The sequence below is a fragment of the Oceanobacter kriegii DSM 6294 genome (genome assembly GCF_000422845.1).
Taxonomy (GTDB): domain Bacteria; phylum Pseudomonadota; class Gammaproteobacteria; order Pseudomonadales; family Oceanobacteraceae; genus Oceanobacter; species Oceanobacter kriegii.
In genome coordinates this window covers 84,373-100,575 of sequence record NZ_AUGV01000004.1, presented here as the reverse complement: position 1 = coordinate 100,575, position 16,203 = coordinate 84,373, and the positions used below count along the sequence as shown (strand labels likewise).

Sequence of the window (16,203 nt, the reverse complement as noted above, 5' to 3'; positions counted from 1 at the left end):
GCCGTTTTTTCACTTGTTACTTCTACCTTGCGAGAACCCCGTGACTGATCAATTTCCGGTATTCGAAATCAAAACCCTCGACTACAGCCGTCAGAACATCATCCAGCAGCGCATAGACAGCAAAACCAAGCCGCCGGGTTCATTGGGTGTGCTGGAAGCGTTGGCATCGCGCATTGCCTTGATTCAGTCGCGCCGTGAGGCCAGTGCACCAGAGCAAATCACCATTAACCGCCCGGTGATGCTGGTATTTGCTGCCGACCACGGGGTTGCCCGTCACCCTGTGTCTATTGCCCCGCAAGCAGTGACTGAGCAAATGGTGATGAATTTTCTCGCCAACGGTGCTGCCATTAACTGTTTTTGCCAGGCCAATGACATTCTGCTGAATGTGGTTGACGCCGGTGTCCTCAATGCCATCGAGTCTGACGACCCACGTTTGTTGTCTGCACGCATTGCTGCGGGTACTGGTGATTTCTCGGTCGAGCCTGCGATGTCACTTCAGCAACTGGCCGATGCCCTGGCCGCTGGCGCGCGTATTGCCCAGCAGCAAGTGGATGCCGGTTCCAACGTGCTGGCTTTTGGTGAAATGGGCATTGGTAACACCAGCTCCGCGGCGGCCTTGCTGGCACTGGTGGAAGACTTGCCTGTCACCGAGGCGGTCGGTAAGGGGACGGGCATCAATGATGAACAACTGGCACTCAAGCAGTCGTTGGTGCAGCAGGCGGTGGCGCGTGTTCGTGCGGAATACCCGCAGCTGTGTGCCGAAGACGCTTTGATGGAAGCGGGCGGTTTTGAAATTGCACAAATGGTTGGCGCCATGCTGGCCGGTGCAGAGCAGGGCGTTACGCTTCTGATCGATGGATTTATTGTTTCTATGGCGGCCCTGATGGCCGTGCGTTTGGAGCCTTCCTGCCGTGATTACATGGTGTTTGCTCATCAGTCGGAAGAACAGGCACACAAAGCGGTATTGCGTGCGTTAGGTGCTCGTCCGTTGCTCGACCTGGGATTGCGCTTGGGTGAAGGTACCGGTGCTGCCTTGGCCATGCCATTGCTGCGGGCGGCCTGTGCGTTTTACAACGACATGGCGACCTTCGAAAGCGCCGGTGTGACGGTTTGATGATTCGATTTTTGGCCGTTTGAGGGTGCCATGCTGAACCAGATATTACTGGCGCTGGGCTTTATGACCCGTCTGCCTGTACCACATCAGCTTAACTACAGCGCTGACGCCATGCATCGGGCGCTGGTGTTTTTTCCACTGGCTGGCTGGGTGCTGGCAGCGCTGTTGAGTTTGGTTTGGCTTGTCGCGGATGGGCTGTTTGGCTCACAAGTGGCCGTTGTTGTGTTGGTTGCGGCGAGCCTGTTAATGACCGGTGCCTTGCATGAAGACGGATTGGCCGATTGCTTTGACGGCTTTTACGGCGGCTTTGAAACCGCTCGCAAGCTGGAAATCATGAAGGACAGTCGTCTCGGCACCTATGGCACCTGCGCATTGGTGTTGGCACTGCTGTTCAAGGTTGTGTTGTTGCTGCAGCTGGCTGAACAAGGGCTGTTGATACTGGCATTGATTGTGGCTTACCCGTTGTCGCGGGCGTTGGCTATTACCCATGCTCAGGATCTCGAATACGTTTCTGCGCCAGGCAAAAGCAAAAGTGATCCGTTGGCCAAGCCGCTGTCGGACGCTCAGCTGAGCGGTTTGCTGGCGCTTGGTTGCTCCGGCGTATTGGTGGCCGCGCTAATACTCTGCATTGCAACCGGTGACTGGCGCGGCGCGGTTTGGGTGTCGGCGTTGGTGGCGGTTTTTGTGCTGCTGGCCTGTGCGGTTGCTCGTGGTTTGCTGCGCCATTGGATGAATAAGCACATCCAGGGTTTTACCGGCGATGCCCTTGGGGCTGCTCAACAGTTTCAGGAACTACTGATTTATCTGGTGCTGCTGGCGTGCAGTCAGGCGACCTGGCTACGCACTGAATTGACAGGAGGCTGGGCATGATACATCTGGTTCTGGGCGGTGCCCGCTCGGGCAAATCGTCCTTCGCTTTGGGCTTCTGCAACGAGCGCGCGGCACAACAGAATTTGAACAAACACTTTATTGCCACGGCCACCGCCTTCGATGGCGAAATGGAATCACGCATTGCCCGCCACCAGCAGGAGCGGGGAGACGACTGGCAGTTGAGTGAAACGCCGCTGGCGCTGATTGAGCGTATCCAGCAGGCACAGCAGGGCGACTTGCTGCTGGTGGATTGCCTGACGCTGTGGCTCAACAACCAGCTGTATCATCATCCTGAGCAGGATATCGAACAGCTGTTCAAATTGGTTGCAGAGTGCTTGCAAAAAACATCCGCCGATGTGGTGTTGATCGCCAATGAAGTGGGGCTGGGGGTTATCCCGATGGGAGCCGTTAGCCGTCAGTTTGTTGATGCCGCAGGCTGGTTGAATCAGGCCATTGCCAGAGTCGCCGATGAAGTGACCTTTGTTGCCGCTGGACTGCCGATGGTTTTGAAATCGGCAGTGCCGGTGAATGACGCCGGTAAATAATGCCAGCCAATTACGCTAGCGAATGACGATTCAGCACATGCTTGCAAATACATCCGAAAGGCCGGACAGACACTATGAGTGACACCCTGATTGATTTGTTTCGTCACGGCAAGGTGGACGGCCCGGCCGCCATGTATGGCGCCACCGACGTGGCCTTGCACGCTGACGGCTGGCAGCAGTTGCAGGCTGCTGTCAAAGCGATTCCAACCCCAGAGGTGGTGGTCAGTTCGCCGAAACAGCGCTGCCGCGCGTTTGCCGACCAGTTTGCCAATGGCATTAACCAGCCGCTTTTGCTGGATGAGCGGTTGCAGGAATTCAACTTTGGCGATTGGGACGGCGTGCCCTTCTCAGAGCTGTTTGGCGGCGACAGCGCCAATCCGGAAGGTTGGGAACAGCTGAAACGTTTTTCTGAACAGCCCGCGGAATACCCGGCTCCCAATGGTGAAACCATTGAGCAGGTGCATGCCCGCTGTGGCGATGCATTTCAGCAACTGGTGAAACAGCACCGTGGGAAGCATGTGGCGGTGTTTTGCCACGCCGCAGTGATTCGTTTGATATTGGCCCATTTGCTGCCTGTCGACTGGCGCTCGGGGGACTGGTTTTCCCGTTTGACCATTGGTTATGCCAGCCGTACCCGGATTCGATTGGTGGATCACCCGGACATGAGCCCAGTGGTTGAGTGTATTGGCTGGTTGCCCGCCGACGTGCCACTGGTCGCCAATCCAAAGGGCATGTGACATGGCAACAGGCAATATGGCAGTAGACGACAAGACAGCAGACAAAATGAAAACCAAGCGGAAACACCAGGGCATCAAGCCAGCACGTAACGACTTCAGAGCTGCTACCACGTTAATGGTGCAAGGCACCACGTCGGACGCTGGCAAAAGTCTGCTGGTTGCTGGCCTCTGTCGTCGCTTCAACGACGCCGGTATTCATGTAGCGCCTTTCAAACCACAGAACATGGCGCTCAATAGCGCGGTGACGGCCGAAGGCGGTGAAATTGGTCGTGCGCAGGCGTTACAGGCATTGGCGGCACGAGTCCCGGCGCATGTGGACATGAACCCGGTGCTGCTGAAACCCAGCTCCGACACCGGTGCTCAGGTGATTATTCACGGCAAGGCCTTGCAGGACATGAACGCCCGCAGCTATCACAACTACAAAACCACAGCTATGGCGGCGGTGCTGGAAAGCCACGAGCGGCTTCAGCAGCAGTTCCAGATGGTGGTGGTTGAAGGGGCGGGCAGCCCGGCCGAAATTAATCTGCGCGACCGGGATATCGCCAACATGGGCTTCGCTGAAGCGGTGGACTGTCCGGTGATTATCGTGGCGGACATCGACCGCGGTGGTGTCTTTGCTCAATTGGTTGGTACGCTTGAACTGCTGTCAGAAAGCGAACAAGAGCGGGTAGTGGGCTTTGTCATCAACAAGTTTCGTGGTGACATCAAACTGCTGGAACCTGGGCTCGATTGGCTGGAAGAACGCACCGGCAAACCGGTTTTGGGTGTGCTGCCGTACCTGCATAACCTCAGTGCCGCCGCCGAAGACGCCATTGATGTGCAGCAAAAGCGCCATGACGACGATGTGCGGCTGGTGGTGAAAGTGCCGGTGCTAACACGCATATCCAACCACACCGACTTCGATATGTTGCGTGAGCACCCGCAAGTCGACCTGCAATTTATCGGCAAGGGCAATTCCCTCAAGGGCGCGGACCTGATCATATTGCCGGGAACCAAAAACGTACGGGCCGATTTGGCCTGGCTGCGGGAAGCCGGCTGGGCGGACGATCTTGCCCGTCATCTGCGCTACGGCGGCAAGGTGTTTGGTATTTGTGGTGGCTACCAGATGCTGGGCATGTCCATTGAAGACCCGGAAGGAATTGAAGACCAGCCCGGTCAGTCGGATGGCCTGGGTTATTTGCCCGTTGTCACGCGATTGCACCCGCAAAAAGCTCTGGTTAACCGTACCGGACATTTGTGCCGAAAAATCGACGACCGGCCAGAAACCGGTGAAGCCTGCCCGGTCAGGGGCTATGAAATTCATGCCGGACGAACCCGTTATCTAACTGAAAATGGCGCGGATGCGGCATTTTGCCAACTCGATAACACCGATGCTGGCGATGGTTCGACTGCGCCGGATGGCTGCTACAGCGCCGACAATCAGGTGGCAGGCACTTATTTACACGGGGTGTTCGATACCCCGCAAGCCTTGCAACAGATACTGCGTTGGGCAGGTGCTGACACCGACAGCCTGACGCCTTATGACCAGCAACAGGAAGATGCGTTGGATCGCATTGCCGACGCCTGCAAGCAACATTTGACGCTGTCCGGACTGCCCGTGGCATGGCCGGATGGCAGCGAGTTTTCAAAATCATAAATGCAATGCGGCGGTTTTGCCGTCGTGCACGAAAACAGGGGTTAACGGAACCTTATGACTGATAAAAACGACCAGAAGCAGCAAGACCTGAACGCCGAGCACAAGGCCAAAATGCAGCAGCAACAGGCAGAAGTGCGTGAGCGTGTTCGTGCCGCCAAGGAAAAGCGTGGCACCCTGATTGTGATTACCGGTAACGGCAAGGGTAAGTCGACCTCCGGTTTTGGCACCATTACCCGTGCGCTGGGTTACGACCTCAAAACCGCCGTGGTGCAATACGTAAAGGGCACCTGGCCCTGTGGTGAACGCGACCTGCTGCAAAAAATGGGTGTGCCGTTTCATGTGATGGGAACCGGTTTTACCTGGGACACTCAGGATCGTGAAAAGGACATCGCAGCAGCCAAGGACGCCTGGGAAGCCAGCAAGAAATTCCTGCAAGACCCGGACATTCACGTGCTGCTGTTGGATGAACTGACCTACATGCTGACCTATGAATACCTCGACCTCGACGAAGTATTGGAAGCACTGGCCAATCGTCCAGAAAACATGACCGTTGTGGTTACCGGCCGTGGTGCCCACCCGCGCCTGGTCGAGCTGGCTGACACCGTCAGTGAAGTGCAGGCGGTCAAGCATGCGTTTGAGGCTGGCATCAAGGCACGTAAGGGCGTGGATTGGTAATGCCTTTGCCTGCTTTGAAGCTCACGAGCTGTGTTGTTGGCTTATGGCTGCTGGCAGCCAATGCCACGGCGCTTACGGCTACATCGGAACCGGCAGCTGTCCCCAGGTCGATTGACGAAATGGTACTGGCGCACCAGCCAGCGCCGTCGGTGGTCGTGATCGAACGCTTGCTGGCAATGCCTGCTGAGCAGCGCCAGCAACTGCGAATCGTGGCACTGGCTCCACACATCGTCGAACTGCTGTACAGCATCGGTGCCGGTGATCAAATTATCGGTACCACTGATTATTCCGATTACCCGGAAGCCGCCAACCAGATTCCGCGGGTAGGCTCTTACGCCGGTTTGCAGGTCGAAAAGATTCTGCAAATGAACCCGGATCTGGTAATCGGCTGGAAAACCGGCAATCCCGAAGCCGACCTTCAGCGACTGGTCGGTTTCGCTGTACCGGTCGTGTATTCCGACATGGTTGAGCTGGAAGACGTTGCCCGGGAGCTCGACTTCTATGGTCAACTGACTGGCCGTGAAGTTGCCGCTCAGGAGCAGGCCGATCGCTATTCCAAACGGCTTGGTACGCTGCGTGAACAGTACCGCGATCGCACGCCGGTGACGGTGTTCTACGAATTGTGGTCGCGGCCGTTAACAACGGTTGCGGGCAATGCCTGGCCTCAGCAGCAGCTGGAATTATGTGGTGGCGACAATCCGTTCAAGGACTTACAGCGGGACTACCCACAAATTGGCCTTGAACGGGTGATCGAAAGCTTGCCTGACGTGATTATTCAGCCAAACCACAACGGCAAGCCCAATAACGACGCCGTTGACTGGGCGCAATGGCCTGCTATTCCTGCGGTGAAAAACCAGCATGTGCTGGTACAAAACGCCGATCATACCCATCGGATGACCATGCGGGCGTTGGATGCCATTGAGGAACTGTGCCAGTCAATCGACTCTGCACGCGCTGACTAGCGGGGATTGATAACCCTGAAAGACTCTTTTACGTCGCATAAGCACAACAGCCACCGTAGGCTTATTGGTAAGTTGAAAGGTGAAGCTGAATGTTGACTGCAATGAATAAAGAGGAAAGCAGGATGTCTCGATCCAGTACGGAAGCCCTGATCTTTGATTACTATCAGGCGTTCAATCGCGGTGATATGGAAGCCTTTCTGGCGTTGTTAACGGATGACGTCATCCACGACATTAACCAGGGCGGCCGTGAGCAGGGCAAACAGGCGTTTGCCCTGTTCATGGAAAAAATGAACAGCAGTTACAAGGAAGAGCTGAAGAACATCGTCATTATGAGCAGCGGTGACGGCGATCGGGCCGCAGCCGAGTTTGTGGTGCATGGCGAATACCTGCAAACCGATGAAGGTTTGCCGGAAGCCCGAGGCCAAAGCTATGTGCTGCCTGCCGGTGCTTTCTTTGAGGTGCGCGGCAACAAGGTCGCCCGAGTGTCCAATTACTACAATTTGGACGATTGGATCGCGCAGGTCAAAGAGGCCGGTTAAGGGCTTCGCCTTGTCATGTAACACGTGTACGATAATTTGCTGTTAATTCTGTCAGTATCGGTATGGAGCACCGCTGCTGTTTAAATTATCTCATTGGGGATGTGCTTGAGCCTGATTAACCCGGTCGCGGTTCGCGACAGCAGGCCGGCACTCAGTCCTCTATTGTACGGACGTGTTGGACATGCCAAGAGCATTGGCCCATCGGAACTGGCTTTTCCCCGGACTTTTCGGATTTTCTGTACTCGCCATGCTCATCCTGTGTATCTACACCTGGATGAGCATGATGAGCGATATTCGCAGTGATCGTCGTCATCACCTGCAACTCACCTCCAACTCGGTACGTTCAGTACTAAGCAATCAGGAAAGCATGCTGGAGCTGGTTGGCTGGCAGCTGCTGGACGATTTTAACCTCGACAGTTTCGACGATGTGCCATTCACCGAATCGGTTGCGACACGTTTGCTGGATCGTTTGCTGACCCTGAATCCGGCGGTGGCCGGTTTTGGGCTGGCGGATACCGAAGGCCATATGCGCTACGTCACCAGTGATATGGCCGGGCGGAGTTTGCCCAATCTGGCAACCCAGGGTGTCAGTCACTTCTCCTTTGCCGAAGCCATTAATGCGCGCCGAATGGTGCTGGGGCGTACTTACTACATGCCCGCGCTGTTGCAGCAGCTGGTGCCGATTCGGGTAGCGTTGCGTAATTCGCAAGGGCAGGCGGTTGCGGTGATGACGGCTGGTCTGAAGCTGTCTGGCGCCAATGCCTTTTTGAGTGATGATTTGTACTGGGGCAATGCCAGTGGCACGTTGCTGATACGTCGCTCCGACCGCTACCTGCAATACGAACTGGCCGGCGGTGAGTGGCCGGTATGGGGCTATCAGACGCCGGTCGATACCGACTTTATGGACGCCATTACCCGTTCAAATCCAACCAACGACACAAGTTTCAGCGTACCCGTCAACCAGGTCAGTGTGGATCATCGGCCACCCGAAGGGGCGGGGCCGGATCAGTTGTTCACCGCGACTTTTGCCGGGGAAACCGTTATCGGCTTGTCGATGTACCTGCCGGAATACGACTTGTGGCTGGTGTCGGCCATCAAACGATCCGAGCTGGTAAATCGATACCTCTCTACCATTGCTGGTTATCTGTTGGTGTTTGCGGTGCTGCAATTGATTCTGTACCTGGGAGTGACAGCCGCCCAACGGGTCGAACGGGAAAAGAACGGCGCACTGCTGCATCAGGCTACTCATGACCCGCTTACCCAGCTCGCCAACCGCGCCTATGTGTTTTCTCGCATGCACCGCTGGTTACAGCGTGGTGAGCCGTTTTGTGTGCTGTACATCGATATGGACCACTTCAAGAACATCAACGACCACTTCGGCCATGAATTTGGCGACAAGGTGTTGATGGAAGTCGCCGATCGCCTGTTAGACAGCATTCCGACCAATGCGCTGGCAGCCCGTCAGGGAGGCGATGAGTTTCTGGCGTTGGTGCATTGTGAGCAGCACGGCTGTGAGGAAGTGCAGCAAATTGCCAACACCATACTGCGCCGTCTGGCTGAAATGTATTACATCAATAAGGTGCCGGTGGAGTTGGGCGTCAGCATTGGTTTGGCACGCTATCCCCAGCACGGTGATCAGGTTGACGACCTGCTCAGGGCCTCGGACATCGCCATGTATGAGGCCAAGAAACACCGTAACTGCTTGCGTGAGTACACCTACGACATGCAGATCGAACACCAGAATATGCTCGATATGGAGCAGCAGTTGCGTCATGGGTTGGCTCGGGATGAATTCTTTGTGGTGCTGCAACCTCAGCTGGATTCATCAGGGCGATTGCATGGCTTTGAAGCCTTGCTGCGCTGGCAAAGTCAGGCGTTGGGCTTGGTCTCGCCGGAGCGTTTTATTCCTATCGCTGAGTCCATTGGACTGATGCCACGACTGGGAGACTTCGTGCTGCAACAGGCCCTGCAGTTGGTACGCGAAATTCAGGAAACGGTGCCGTCCTATTTTCGCATGTCGATCAATATCTCGGTGCGCCAAATGGTTGAACCGGGCTTTCTGGATACCCTCAAACAGCACCTGATTCGCTTTGGTGTAAAACCGCAGTTGCTGACGTTGGAGGTTACCGAAAGCCTGTTGATCGACGACATTGGCTATATGGTCTCGCTGCTGAACAAAATCCGTGGGTTGGGTATTCAGATTGCGCTGGACGATTTTGGCACCGGCTATTCGTCCCTGAGCCGATTGTCGAACCTGCCGATTCAGGAGCTCAAGATCGACAAGAGCTTTGTTGATGACATGCTGCGTTCCGACACCTCCCGAGTGATGGTGTGTAACATCATCGAAATTGGTAAAAACCTCGGCATTCGCAGTTTGGCGGAAGGGGTCGAAACCCGCGAGCAACTGGACCTGCTGCGCTCGTTTGGCTGCGAGCTGTTTCAGGGGTACTACTATGCCAAACCCTTGCAACAGTCGGAGTTGGGTGCCTGGTTGGCAGAGCACCCGGAGGCGCTGGAACCAACATTGTGGGAAAACCTGGTGGAAGACAGCATCAGTTGATAACCCGCCTGCGTTCAAGCAGGTTTCCACCGGGGTGCCTCGCGCCGTATAATTGCCCAAGCTTTATCTTCTTCTACAGGATCAGATTTGTCTTCCGATCACACCGCGCCCGCCGCCAGCCAGATTTCCTTCGATCAAAAAGCCCTGCACAAAGCCATCGATTTTTGCCTGATCAAGGATCGATTCGCCATGCGCCGTTCCGTCAAGGAACTGGCTGATCGTGCCCGTCAGAAAAAGCCGCTCGATCAGGGCTTGGCCAAGCTGCTGGCGCGTATTGAAAAGAGCCAGGCGCTGGTACAGGCCCGCAGCAGCGAGCTGCGCATCAGCTACCCGGATTTGCCGGTATCCGAGCGCAAGGACGAAATCCTCGAAGCCATCCAGAACAATCAGGTAGTGGTCGTCGCGGGTGAAACCGGCTCCGGTAAAACCACCCAGCTGCCGAAAATCTGTTTGGAAGCAGGATTGGGTCGTTACGGCCGTATTGGTCACACCCAGCCACGTCGTTTGGCCGCGCGCTCAGTGGCTCAGCGTATTGCAGACGAAATGAACTGCGAGCTGGGTACCACGGTGGGTTATCAGGTGCGATTCACTGATAATTCCAACGACCAGACCCGCGTCAAGCTGATGACCGACGGTATCCTGCTGGCGCAAACCCAGCATGACCGTTTTCTGAATGAATACGACGTCATCATCATCGACGAAGCGCACGAGCGCAGCCTGAACATCGACTTCCTGCTGGGCTATCTGAAACAGCTGTTACCCAAGCGTCCTGATTTAAAAATCATCATCACTTCGGCAACCATCGATCTGGAACGTTTCTCGGAGCACTTCAATAATGCGCCGGTGATTCAGGTGTCGGGCCGCACCTATCCGGTCGAAACCCGCTACCGCCCGTTGGTGCGTGAAAGCGAAGACGACGATGACCGCACCCTGTTTGAAGGGATTCAGGAAGCACTGGCCGAACTGCGCAACGAAGATAAACAGCACAACATGCCGGGCGACGTGCTGGTATTCCTGCCGGGCGAACGCGAGATTCGTGAATGCGCTGAATACCTGCGTCGGGCGCATATTCCGGCCACGGAAATCCTGCCGCTGTACGCTCGCTTGAGCGCCGGTGATCAGCAAAAGATTTTCAAGCCAACCGGTGGTCGTCGGGTAGTGCTGGCCACCAACGTGGCCGAAACCTCGTTGACTGTGCCGGGTATTCGCTACGTGGTGGATTCCGGTATTGCCCGTATCAGCCGCTATTCCTATCGCAGCAAGGTTCAGCGCCTGCCGATCGAGGCGATTTCGCAAGCGTCTGCCAACCAGCGTGCCGGTCGTTGTGGCCGGACCATGCCGGGTGTGGCGATTCGTTTGTACGAAGAAAGCGATTTTCTGGCCCGTGATGAATTTACCGATCCGGAAATCCGCCGTACCAACCTCGCTGCCGTTATTTTGCAGATGCTGCACCTCGGCCTTGGCCGCTTGCAGGACTTCCCGTTTATTGACCCGCCGGACGACCGTTTCATTAAAGACGGTTTCACCCTGTTGCAGGAACTGGAAGCGGTCGATAGCAAGCAGAAGATGACCCAGCTCGGTCGCCAGATGGCACGTTTGCCAACCGATCCGCGTCTGGCGCGTATGATGCTGGAAGCGCAAAAGCAGAACGCTTTGAAAGAAGTGCTGATCATTGCAGCAGCGCTGACCATTCAGGACCCACGCGAACGCCCGCCTGAGAAAAAGCAGCAATCCGACGAAAAACACCGCATCTGGCAAGACGAGGATTCCGACTTCGCCGCGCTGGTGAACCTGTGGAATGGCTACGAAGAACAGCGTCAGGAGCTGAGCCAGAATCAGCTGAAAAAGTGGTGTACCAAGCACTTCCTCAACTACATGCGCATGCGCGAGTGGCGTGATACCCATCGCCAGCTGCACATTCTGTGTAAAGACCTCGGTCTGACCGAAAACGAACAGCCTGCCAATTACGAATCCCTGCATAAGTCCCTGCTGGCAGGCATGTTGAGTCAGATTGGCTTCAAGGGCGAAGGGCTGGAGTACCTTGGTGCCCGTAACCGCAAGCTGTTTATCTTCCCGGGTTCAAGTCAGTACAAGAAAAAGCCGAAGTGGTTGATGGCCGCTGAGCTGGTGGAAACCAGCAAGCTGTTTGCCCGTACCGTTGCCAAAATTGAGCCGCAGTGGCTGGAAGAAATCGGCCGTCCGTTGCTGAAATACCAGTATTTCGAACCACACTGGCACGAAAAACGTGGCCAGGTGGTAGCGTTTGAACAAAGCTCGCTGTACGGCCTGATTGTGAATCCGCGCAAGCGTGTGAACTACGCCAACAGCCATCCGCGTGAAGCCTGGGAAACCCTGATTCTGGAAGGTCTGGTTGGTCAGAAAATGAAGACCAAAGCCGACTTCCTGCAGCACAACCTCGATCTGATTGAAGAAGTCACTGAGTACGAAGAAAAGTCCCGTCGCCGCGATCTGGTGATCGACGACAACTTCCTGATTGACTTCTATCAGATGCGCATTCCGGAGCATGTGGTTTCCACCAAGCATCTGGAAAGCTGGTACGCCAAAGCCAGTGAGCAGGAAAAGAAAGCCCTTAAACTGACCCAGAATCAGCTGCTCAGTGACGCTGCTGCGGGCATCACCGACGCTGACTTTCCGACGGTGCTCGACTGGCAGGGGCTGCAATTTCCACTCAGCTACAAGTTTGCGCCGGGTGAGCGCGATGACGGCGTGAGTCTGAGCGTACCGGTGGCCATGTTGCAGCAGGTGCCGGATGCCAAGGTGGAGTGGCTGGTGCCGGGCTTTGTGGCTGACAAGCTGGCGTTTGTGATCAAGGGCTTGCAAAAGTCGACCCGCAAACTGTTTGTGCCAGTGCCCAATACCGTGGCGGAGTTTCTTGAAACCGCCGACCCATCGAAGGGCAGCATGTACAGCCTGCTGGCAGCGTTCCTGAACAAGCGCCTGCGCGGTACGACTGAGCCACAAATCGAAATTGAAGCCCTGCGTCAGATCGAGGTGCCTGAGCACTTCAAAATGAACATCAAGGTGCTGGATAACGGCAAGCTGATCGCCGAAAGCCGCGATCTGGAAGCGCTGAAAACCGACCTCAGTGAAGTATCGCAAACACAGATGCAGGGCATGGTGAAACACGAACTGCAACGTGAAAACCTCAACAGATGGGACTTCGGCGACCTGCCGGAAAGCACCACCTCTGAGGTCAACGGCTTGCAGGTGCGGGCGTTCCCTTGTTTGAAAGTCGAGAAGGGCGAACTGCAGCTGACAGTTGAAGCCGATGCCGATGAAGCGCATCGCAGTCACCGTCGTGGTCTGGTGGCCTTGTTCCGTAAATCGTTGAGCGATCAGGAGCGCATGTTAAAAAGTGCGATCCAGAAGAAGATGGGCCCCTGGTGGCTGAAAGCCAAAGGCATGGGTACCCAGCAAGAGCTGACCGAACAGCTTATCGAAGCCGCGTTCCAGCAAGTGTTTGTGCCGCTGGAAGAACCACTGCCGTACGAAGAACGGGACTTCCAGAAACGTCTGGCCCGTCGTGACGAGCTGGTGGAGCACGGCGAACAGCTGTTAGGCCAGTTTTACGAATGGATTACCCTGCGCCACAAAACCCTCAAAAGCATGGGCGGGGCGGTGAGCCTCGACAAGGCCATGGCTTACAGTGACGCCAAGGCGCATCTGGAACGCTTGCTCGCTACCGGCTTTATGCTGGATGCAAGCTGGAACCAGCTGAAGAGCTTTACCCGTTACCTCAAAGGCATCGAGTATCGAATCGACAAGCTGCAAGGTAATTTGGCCCGTGACCGTTTGGGCATGACCGAGTTTGCTTCAGTCTACGAACCGTTCAGCAAGCACACCCGCAATATGGATCTGACCGACCCGACTGATCCATTTACCGAGTTCCGCTGGCTGCTGGAAGAATGGCGCGTGAGCCTGTTCGCACAGCCGTTAGGCACCAAAGAGCCAGTGTCGCTCAAACGTCTGGATAAACGCTGGAGTGAACTTGTAACTTGATAGAGTTCACAGTTTTGTTGAAGGCAGTGAGGCGTGCGTCTTAAAACGCTCGTTTAACTGTCCGCTCTGGAGCTCTTTTTCATTACTTTGTCAGGACATGTAATGAAATGGAGTTCCAGGAATGCGTTCCTCATTAGTGCCTGCGGCTACATCCGCAACCTCTTTCCTCAAGCCCCAACTGGGCACCTGCAAGTTGGCGGCGGCTGTCGCCCTGGCGTCGTTGTTGGCTGCCTGTGGCAGCGACAGCAGCGATTCATCACCAGAACCATCCCCCGAAGTATCGGTATCCGTTGTGAATTACTTCACCGGGCAGCCATTGGCAGAAGCCAACGTAAAAGGTGTATGGCATCTGGCCGATGGCTCGGTGGTTGAGGGAACCGCGGTTTCCAACGCCGAAGGCGTCGCCTTGCTGGATGTATCCGATGTATCCGGCGCCACCCGGGTGGTGGTTACCGCCGATGCAACCGGGTTCAGTGTTCAGTCTGGTGCCATTGCTGAACCGGACGCCGCTGTACTTGAAAGCGTCGAACTGGCGCTGCAAACCGTCAACATCGCCAGCACGGTCGATGCTGAGGCCGGATTTGTACTTGAAAACGGCGATGACGACACCGCAATCGTCGAAATTGCTCCGTCAACGCTGGTAACTGCAGACGGCGCACTGGCCAGTGGCGACGTAACCGCAGAAGTCACCTTTATTGACCCAAGCCTCGACCCGGAACTGATGCCAGGCACCTATGCCATTGGCCCGACGGAAGAGGCGGGTGTACTGGAAAGCTTTGGCGCTATAAACGTCACCTTTATGAACGAAGCCGGGGACGAACTGAACCTGGCTGAAGGCCAGAACGCCACCATCCGTATTCCGGCGGCGGCCAACTCATCTTCCTTGCCAGCTGAAATTCCGTTGTTCTACTTCGACGATGCGTTGGGTTATTGGGTAGAAGAAGGCTCAGCCACCTTGGTGACCCTGGACGGCAATTACTACTACGAAGGCACTGTGGCGCATTTCTCTACCTGGAATGCCGATCAGGTGATGGACAGCGTATCTGTCAGCGGTTGCGTGGTGGATATTGAAGGTCTGCCGGTTGCCAACGCCCGCATCTACAGCCAGGGCCAGGACTACGTAGGTCAGTCGACGGCCTACGCCGATGAAAGCGGCTTGTTCAGCCTGTCGGTGCGCCGTTACTCAGAGGTCTTGCTGCAAGCCGCAGCCGGCGATGCCTACGACTCCCTGGATATTACAACGTCCGACGAAGACCTGGCGCTGGAAAACTGTCTGGTGGTTGAGCCGCGACCAATTTCAATTTCCCTGACCTGGGGCGAAGACCCCAGTGATCTGGACACGCACTTTGTCGGCACCTCGGCTGTTGATGCTGAAGACAACTTCCACGTTTCCTACATGGATACAGAAGCACTGGTTGGTGATGACCAGATTCAACTGGACGTCGACGACACCACGGGCTTTGGCCCTGAAGTGACCACCATGTCGGGCTTCCCATTTGCCGGAACCTACAGCTACCGCGTTCACCGGTTCTCGGGGGATGGTGATATCCAGTCCTCACCAACTCGCGTGGTACTTAACCTTGACGGCGACAGCCACATTTATACGCCGCCAGCCGGAGAGCCAGACGACTGCTGGAGCGTCTTCACCATCACGGTTGATGAATCCGGCAATACCAGTCTGGTCGAAGATGGTACCTGGGGTGACTCGTATCAGTGTCGACTGGATGCAGTAGACAACGCGGAAGAACCGAACACCGTCCAAGCTATGTCCAGTGCACCAGCAACACCAGAAAACCCACTGCGTGAAGCGGTACGGAGCAAGTATTACGCGCGCTAGTTTGCAGTCTGGATAATGGGCGACGGTAACACTCGAAAACGCCAACTTCAGGCTTAAACCAGGCCGGTGTCCGCCCTGCGGACACCGGCTTTTTTATTTTTTCAAAAAAATTTTAAAAACCGTGTAAGAAACCCGAAAGCCGACCGACAGAGTAATCAGAAGGCCAGCAAGCAGCTGTGCCGGTAACCAAAAGCCAGCATGGCTGAATCAAACCTGATTACTTAAAAAGGTCGCTTACAATGAAAACTCCAAACGTAAAAACCTCTATCAAGCCAATGTCTGCGGTAATGGGTGCTGCCTTTATTGCCGCCATGGCGCAATCTCCAGCGGTCGCTGCGGCTGAAAACCCGTTTGCCTCTGCCGAGCTGTCTTCCGGTTATCAGGTGGCTGGCCACCATGCCGAAGGTAAGTGCGGTGAAGGTAAATGTGGTGGTGACAGCGCCAAGAGCATGAGCAAGGCGTCTTCCGAAGGTAAATGCGGCGAAGGCAAGTGCGGCGGCGACAGCGCCAAAAGCATGAGCAAATCGTCTTCCGAAGGTAAGTGCGGTGAAGGCAAATGTGGCGGCGACAGCGCCAAGAGCATGAGCAAGTCGTCTTCCGAAGGTAAATGCGGCGAAGGTAAGTGCGGCGGCGATAGTGCCAAGAAAATGAGCAAATCATCTTCTGAAGGCAAATGCGGTGAAGGCAAGTGCGGTGGTAACAGCTAAG

Annotated in this window: 12 protein-coding genes; all 12 read left to right on the top strand. The window is 55.6% G+C overall.

The genetic code is table 11. The annotated features are described in order from the left end of the window. Positions 1-40: 40 nt before the first annotated feature. The 12 genes from cobT (at position 41) to G516_RS0103355 (ending at position 16,202) form a co-directional block, all read left to right on the top strand. Positions 41-1,114 (top strand): nicotinate-nucleotide--dimethylbenzimidazole phosphoribosyltransferase, encoded by a 1,074-nt coding sequence (gene cobT, locus G516_RS0103410; protein ID WP_211225049.1) that lies wholly within the window; start codon positions 41-43, stop codon positions 1,112-1,114. Between the two features lie 30 nt (positions 1,115-1,144). Next, positions 1,145-1,984, top strand: coding sequence for an adenosylcobinamide-GDP ribazoletransferase (cobS, locus tag G516_RS0103405; protein WP_028292475.1), 840 nt, complete (start codon positions 1,145-1,147; stop codon positions 1,982-1,984). Then, positions 1,981-2,529, top strand: a complete 549-nt coding sequence (cobU, locus tag G516_RS0103400; protein ID WP_028292474.1) for a bifunctional adenosylcobinamide kinase/adenosylcobinamide-phosphate guanylyltransferase — start codon at positions 1,981-1,983, stop codon at positions 2,527-2,529. The genes cobS and cobU overlap by 4 nt, the downstream gene beginning before the upstream one ends. A 74-nt stretch (positions 2,530-2,603) precedes the next feature. Further along, positions 2,604-3,266: a histidine phosphatase family protein gene (locus tag G516_RS0103395; protein ID WP_028292473.1), complete on the top strand. Its 663-nt coding sequence runs from the start codon at positions 2,604-2,606 to the stop codon at positions 3,264-3,266. A gap of 115 nt (positions 3,267-3,381) precedes the next feature. Next, the gene (locus G516_RS0103390; RefSeq protein WP_028292472.1) at positions 3,382-4,902 is read left to right on the top strand and encodes a cobyric acid synthase; all 1,521 of its coding nucleotides are present in this window, start codon (positions 3,382-3,384) and stop codon (positions 4,900-4,902) included. 54 nt (positions 4,903-4,956) lie between these two features. Continuing rightward, a complete protein-coding gene (gene cobO / locus G516_RS0103385) occupies positions 4,957-5,577 on the top strand; it encodes a cob(I)yrinic acid a,c-diamide adenosyltransferase (protein WP_028292471.1) in 621 nt (206 codons plus the stop codon). Beyond that, positions 5,577-6,539: a cobalamin-binding protein gene (locus G516_RS20845; RefSeq protein WP_156878935.1), complete on the top strand. Its 963-nt coding sequence runs from the start codon at positions 5,577-5,579 to the stop codon at positions 6,537-6,539. The genes cobO and G516_RS20845 overlap by 1 nt, the downstream gene beginning before the upstream one ends. Positions 6,540-6,661: 122 nt before the next feature. Further along, positions 6,662-7,078 carry a ketosteroid isomerase-related protein gene (locus G516_RS0103375; protein ID WP_028292470.1) on the top strand — a complete coding sequence of 139 codons (417 nt, stop codon included), beginning with the start codon at positions 6,662-6,664 and terminating at the stop codon, positions 7,076-7,078. Positions 7,079-7,325: 247 nt separating this feature from the next. Beyond that, entirely contained in the window at positions 7,326-9,638 is a 2,313-nt protein-coding gene (locus G516_RS0103370) for a putative bifunctional diguanylate cyclase/phosphodiesterase (RefSeq protein ID WP_028292469.1), read from the top strand. Between the two features lie 87 nt (positions 9,639-9,725). Further along, a complete protein-coding gene (gene hrpA, locus G516_RS0103365; RefSeq protein WP_245582600.1) occupies positions 9,726-13,658 on the top strand; it encodes an ATP-dependent RNA helicase HrpA in 3,933 nt (1,310 codons plus the stop codon). A 121-nt stretch (positions 13,659-13,779) separates the two neighbouring features. Further along, entirely contained in the window at positions 13,780-15,495 is a 1,716-nt protein-coding gene (locus G516_RS0103360) for a hypothetical protein (protein WP_028292467.1), read from the top strand. A gap of 239 nt (positions 15,496-15,734) precedes the next feature. Next, positions 15,735-16,202 carry an HvfA family oxazolone/thioamide-modified RiPP metallophore gene (locus G516_RS0103355; RefSeq protein ID WP_051218893.1) on the top strand — a complete coding sequence of 156 codons (468 nt, stop codon included), beginning with the start codon at positions 15,735-15,737 and terminating at the stop codon, positions 16,200-16,202. The last annotated feature ends 1 nt before the right edge of the window (position 16,203 follow it).

What these genes read in the sequence shown, in the direction of transcription:
- cobO (WP_028292471.1), top strand. Translation starts at nt 4,957, where the DNA reads ATGACTGATAAAAACGACCAGAAGCAGCAAGACCTGAACGCCGAGCAC.
- G516_RS0103395 (WP_028292473.1), top strand. Translation starts at nt 2,604, where the DNA reads ATGAGTGACACCCTGATTGATTTGTTTCGTCACGGCAAGGTGGACGGC.
- G516_RS0103360 (WP_028292467.1), top strand. Translation starts at nt 13,780, where the DNA reads ATGCGTTCCTCATTAGTGCCTGCGGCTACATCCGCAACCTCTTTCCTC.
- G516_RS0103355 (WP_051218893.1), top strand. Translation starts at nt 15,735, where the DNA reads ATGAAAACTCCAAACGTAAAAACCTCTATCAAGCCAATGTCTGCGGTA.
- cobS (WP_028292475.1), top strand. Translation starts at nt 1,145, where the DNA reads ATGCTGAACCAGATATTACTGGCGCTGGGCTTTATGACCCGTCTGCCT.
- G516_RS0103390 (WP_028292472.1), top strand. Translation starts at nt 3,382, where the DNA reads ATGGTGCAAGGCACCACGTCGGACGCTGGCAAAAGTCTGCTGGTTGCT.
- G516_RS0103375 (WP_028292470.1), top strand. Translation starts at nt 6,662, where the DNA reads ATGTCTCGATCCAGTACGGAAGCCCTGATCTTTGATTACTATCAGGCG.
- cobU (WP_028292474.1), top strand. Translation starts at nt 1,981, where the DNA reads ATGATACATCTGGTTCTGGGCGGTGCCCGCTCGGGCAAATCGTCCTTC.
- G516_RS0103370 (WP_028292469.1), top strand. Translation starts at nt 7,326, where the DNA reads ATGCTCATCCTGTGTATCTACACCTGGATGAGCATGATGAGCGATATT.
- G516_RS20845 (WP_156878935.1), top strand. Translation starts at nt 5,577, where the DNA reads ATGCCTTTGCCTGCTTTGAAGCTCACGAGCTGTGTTGTTGGCTTATGG.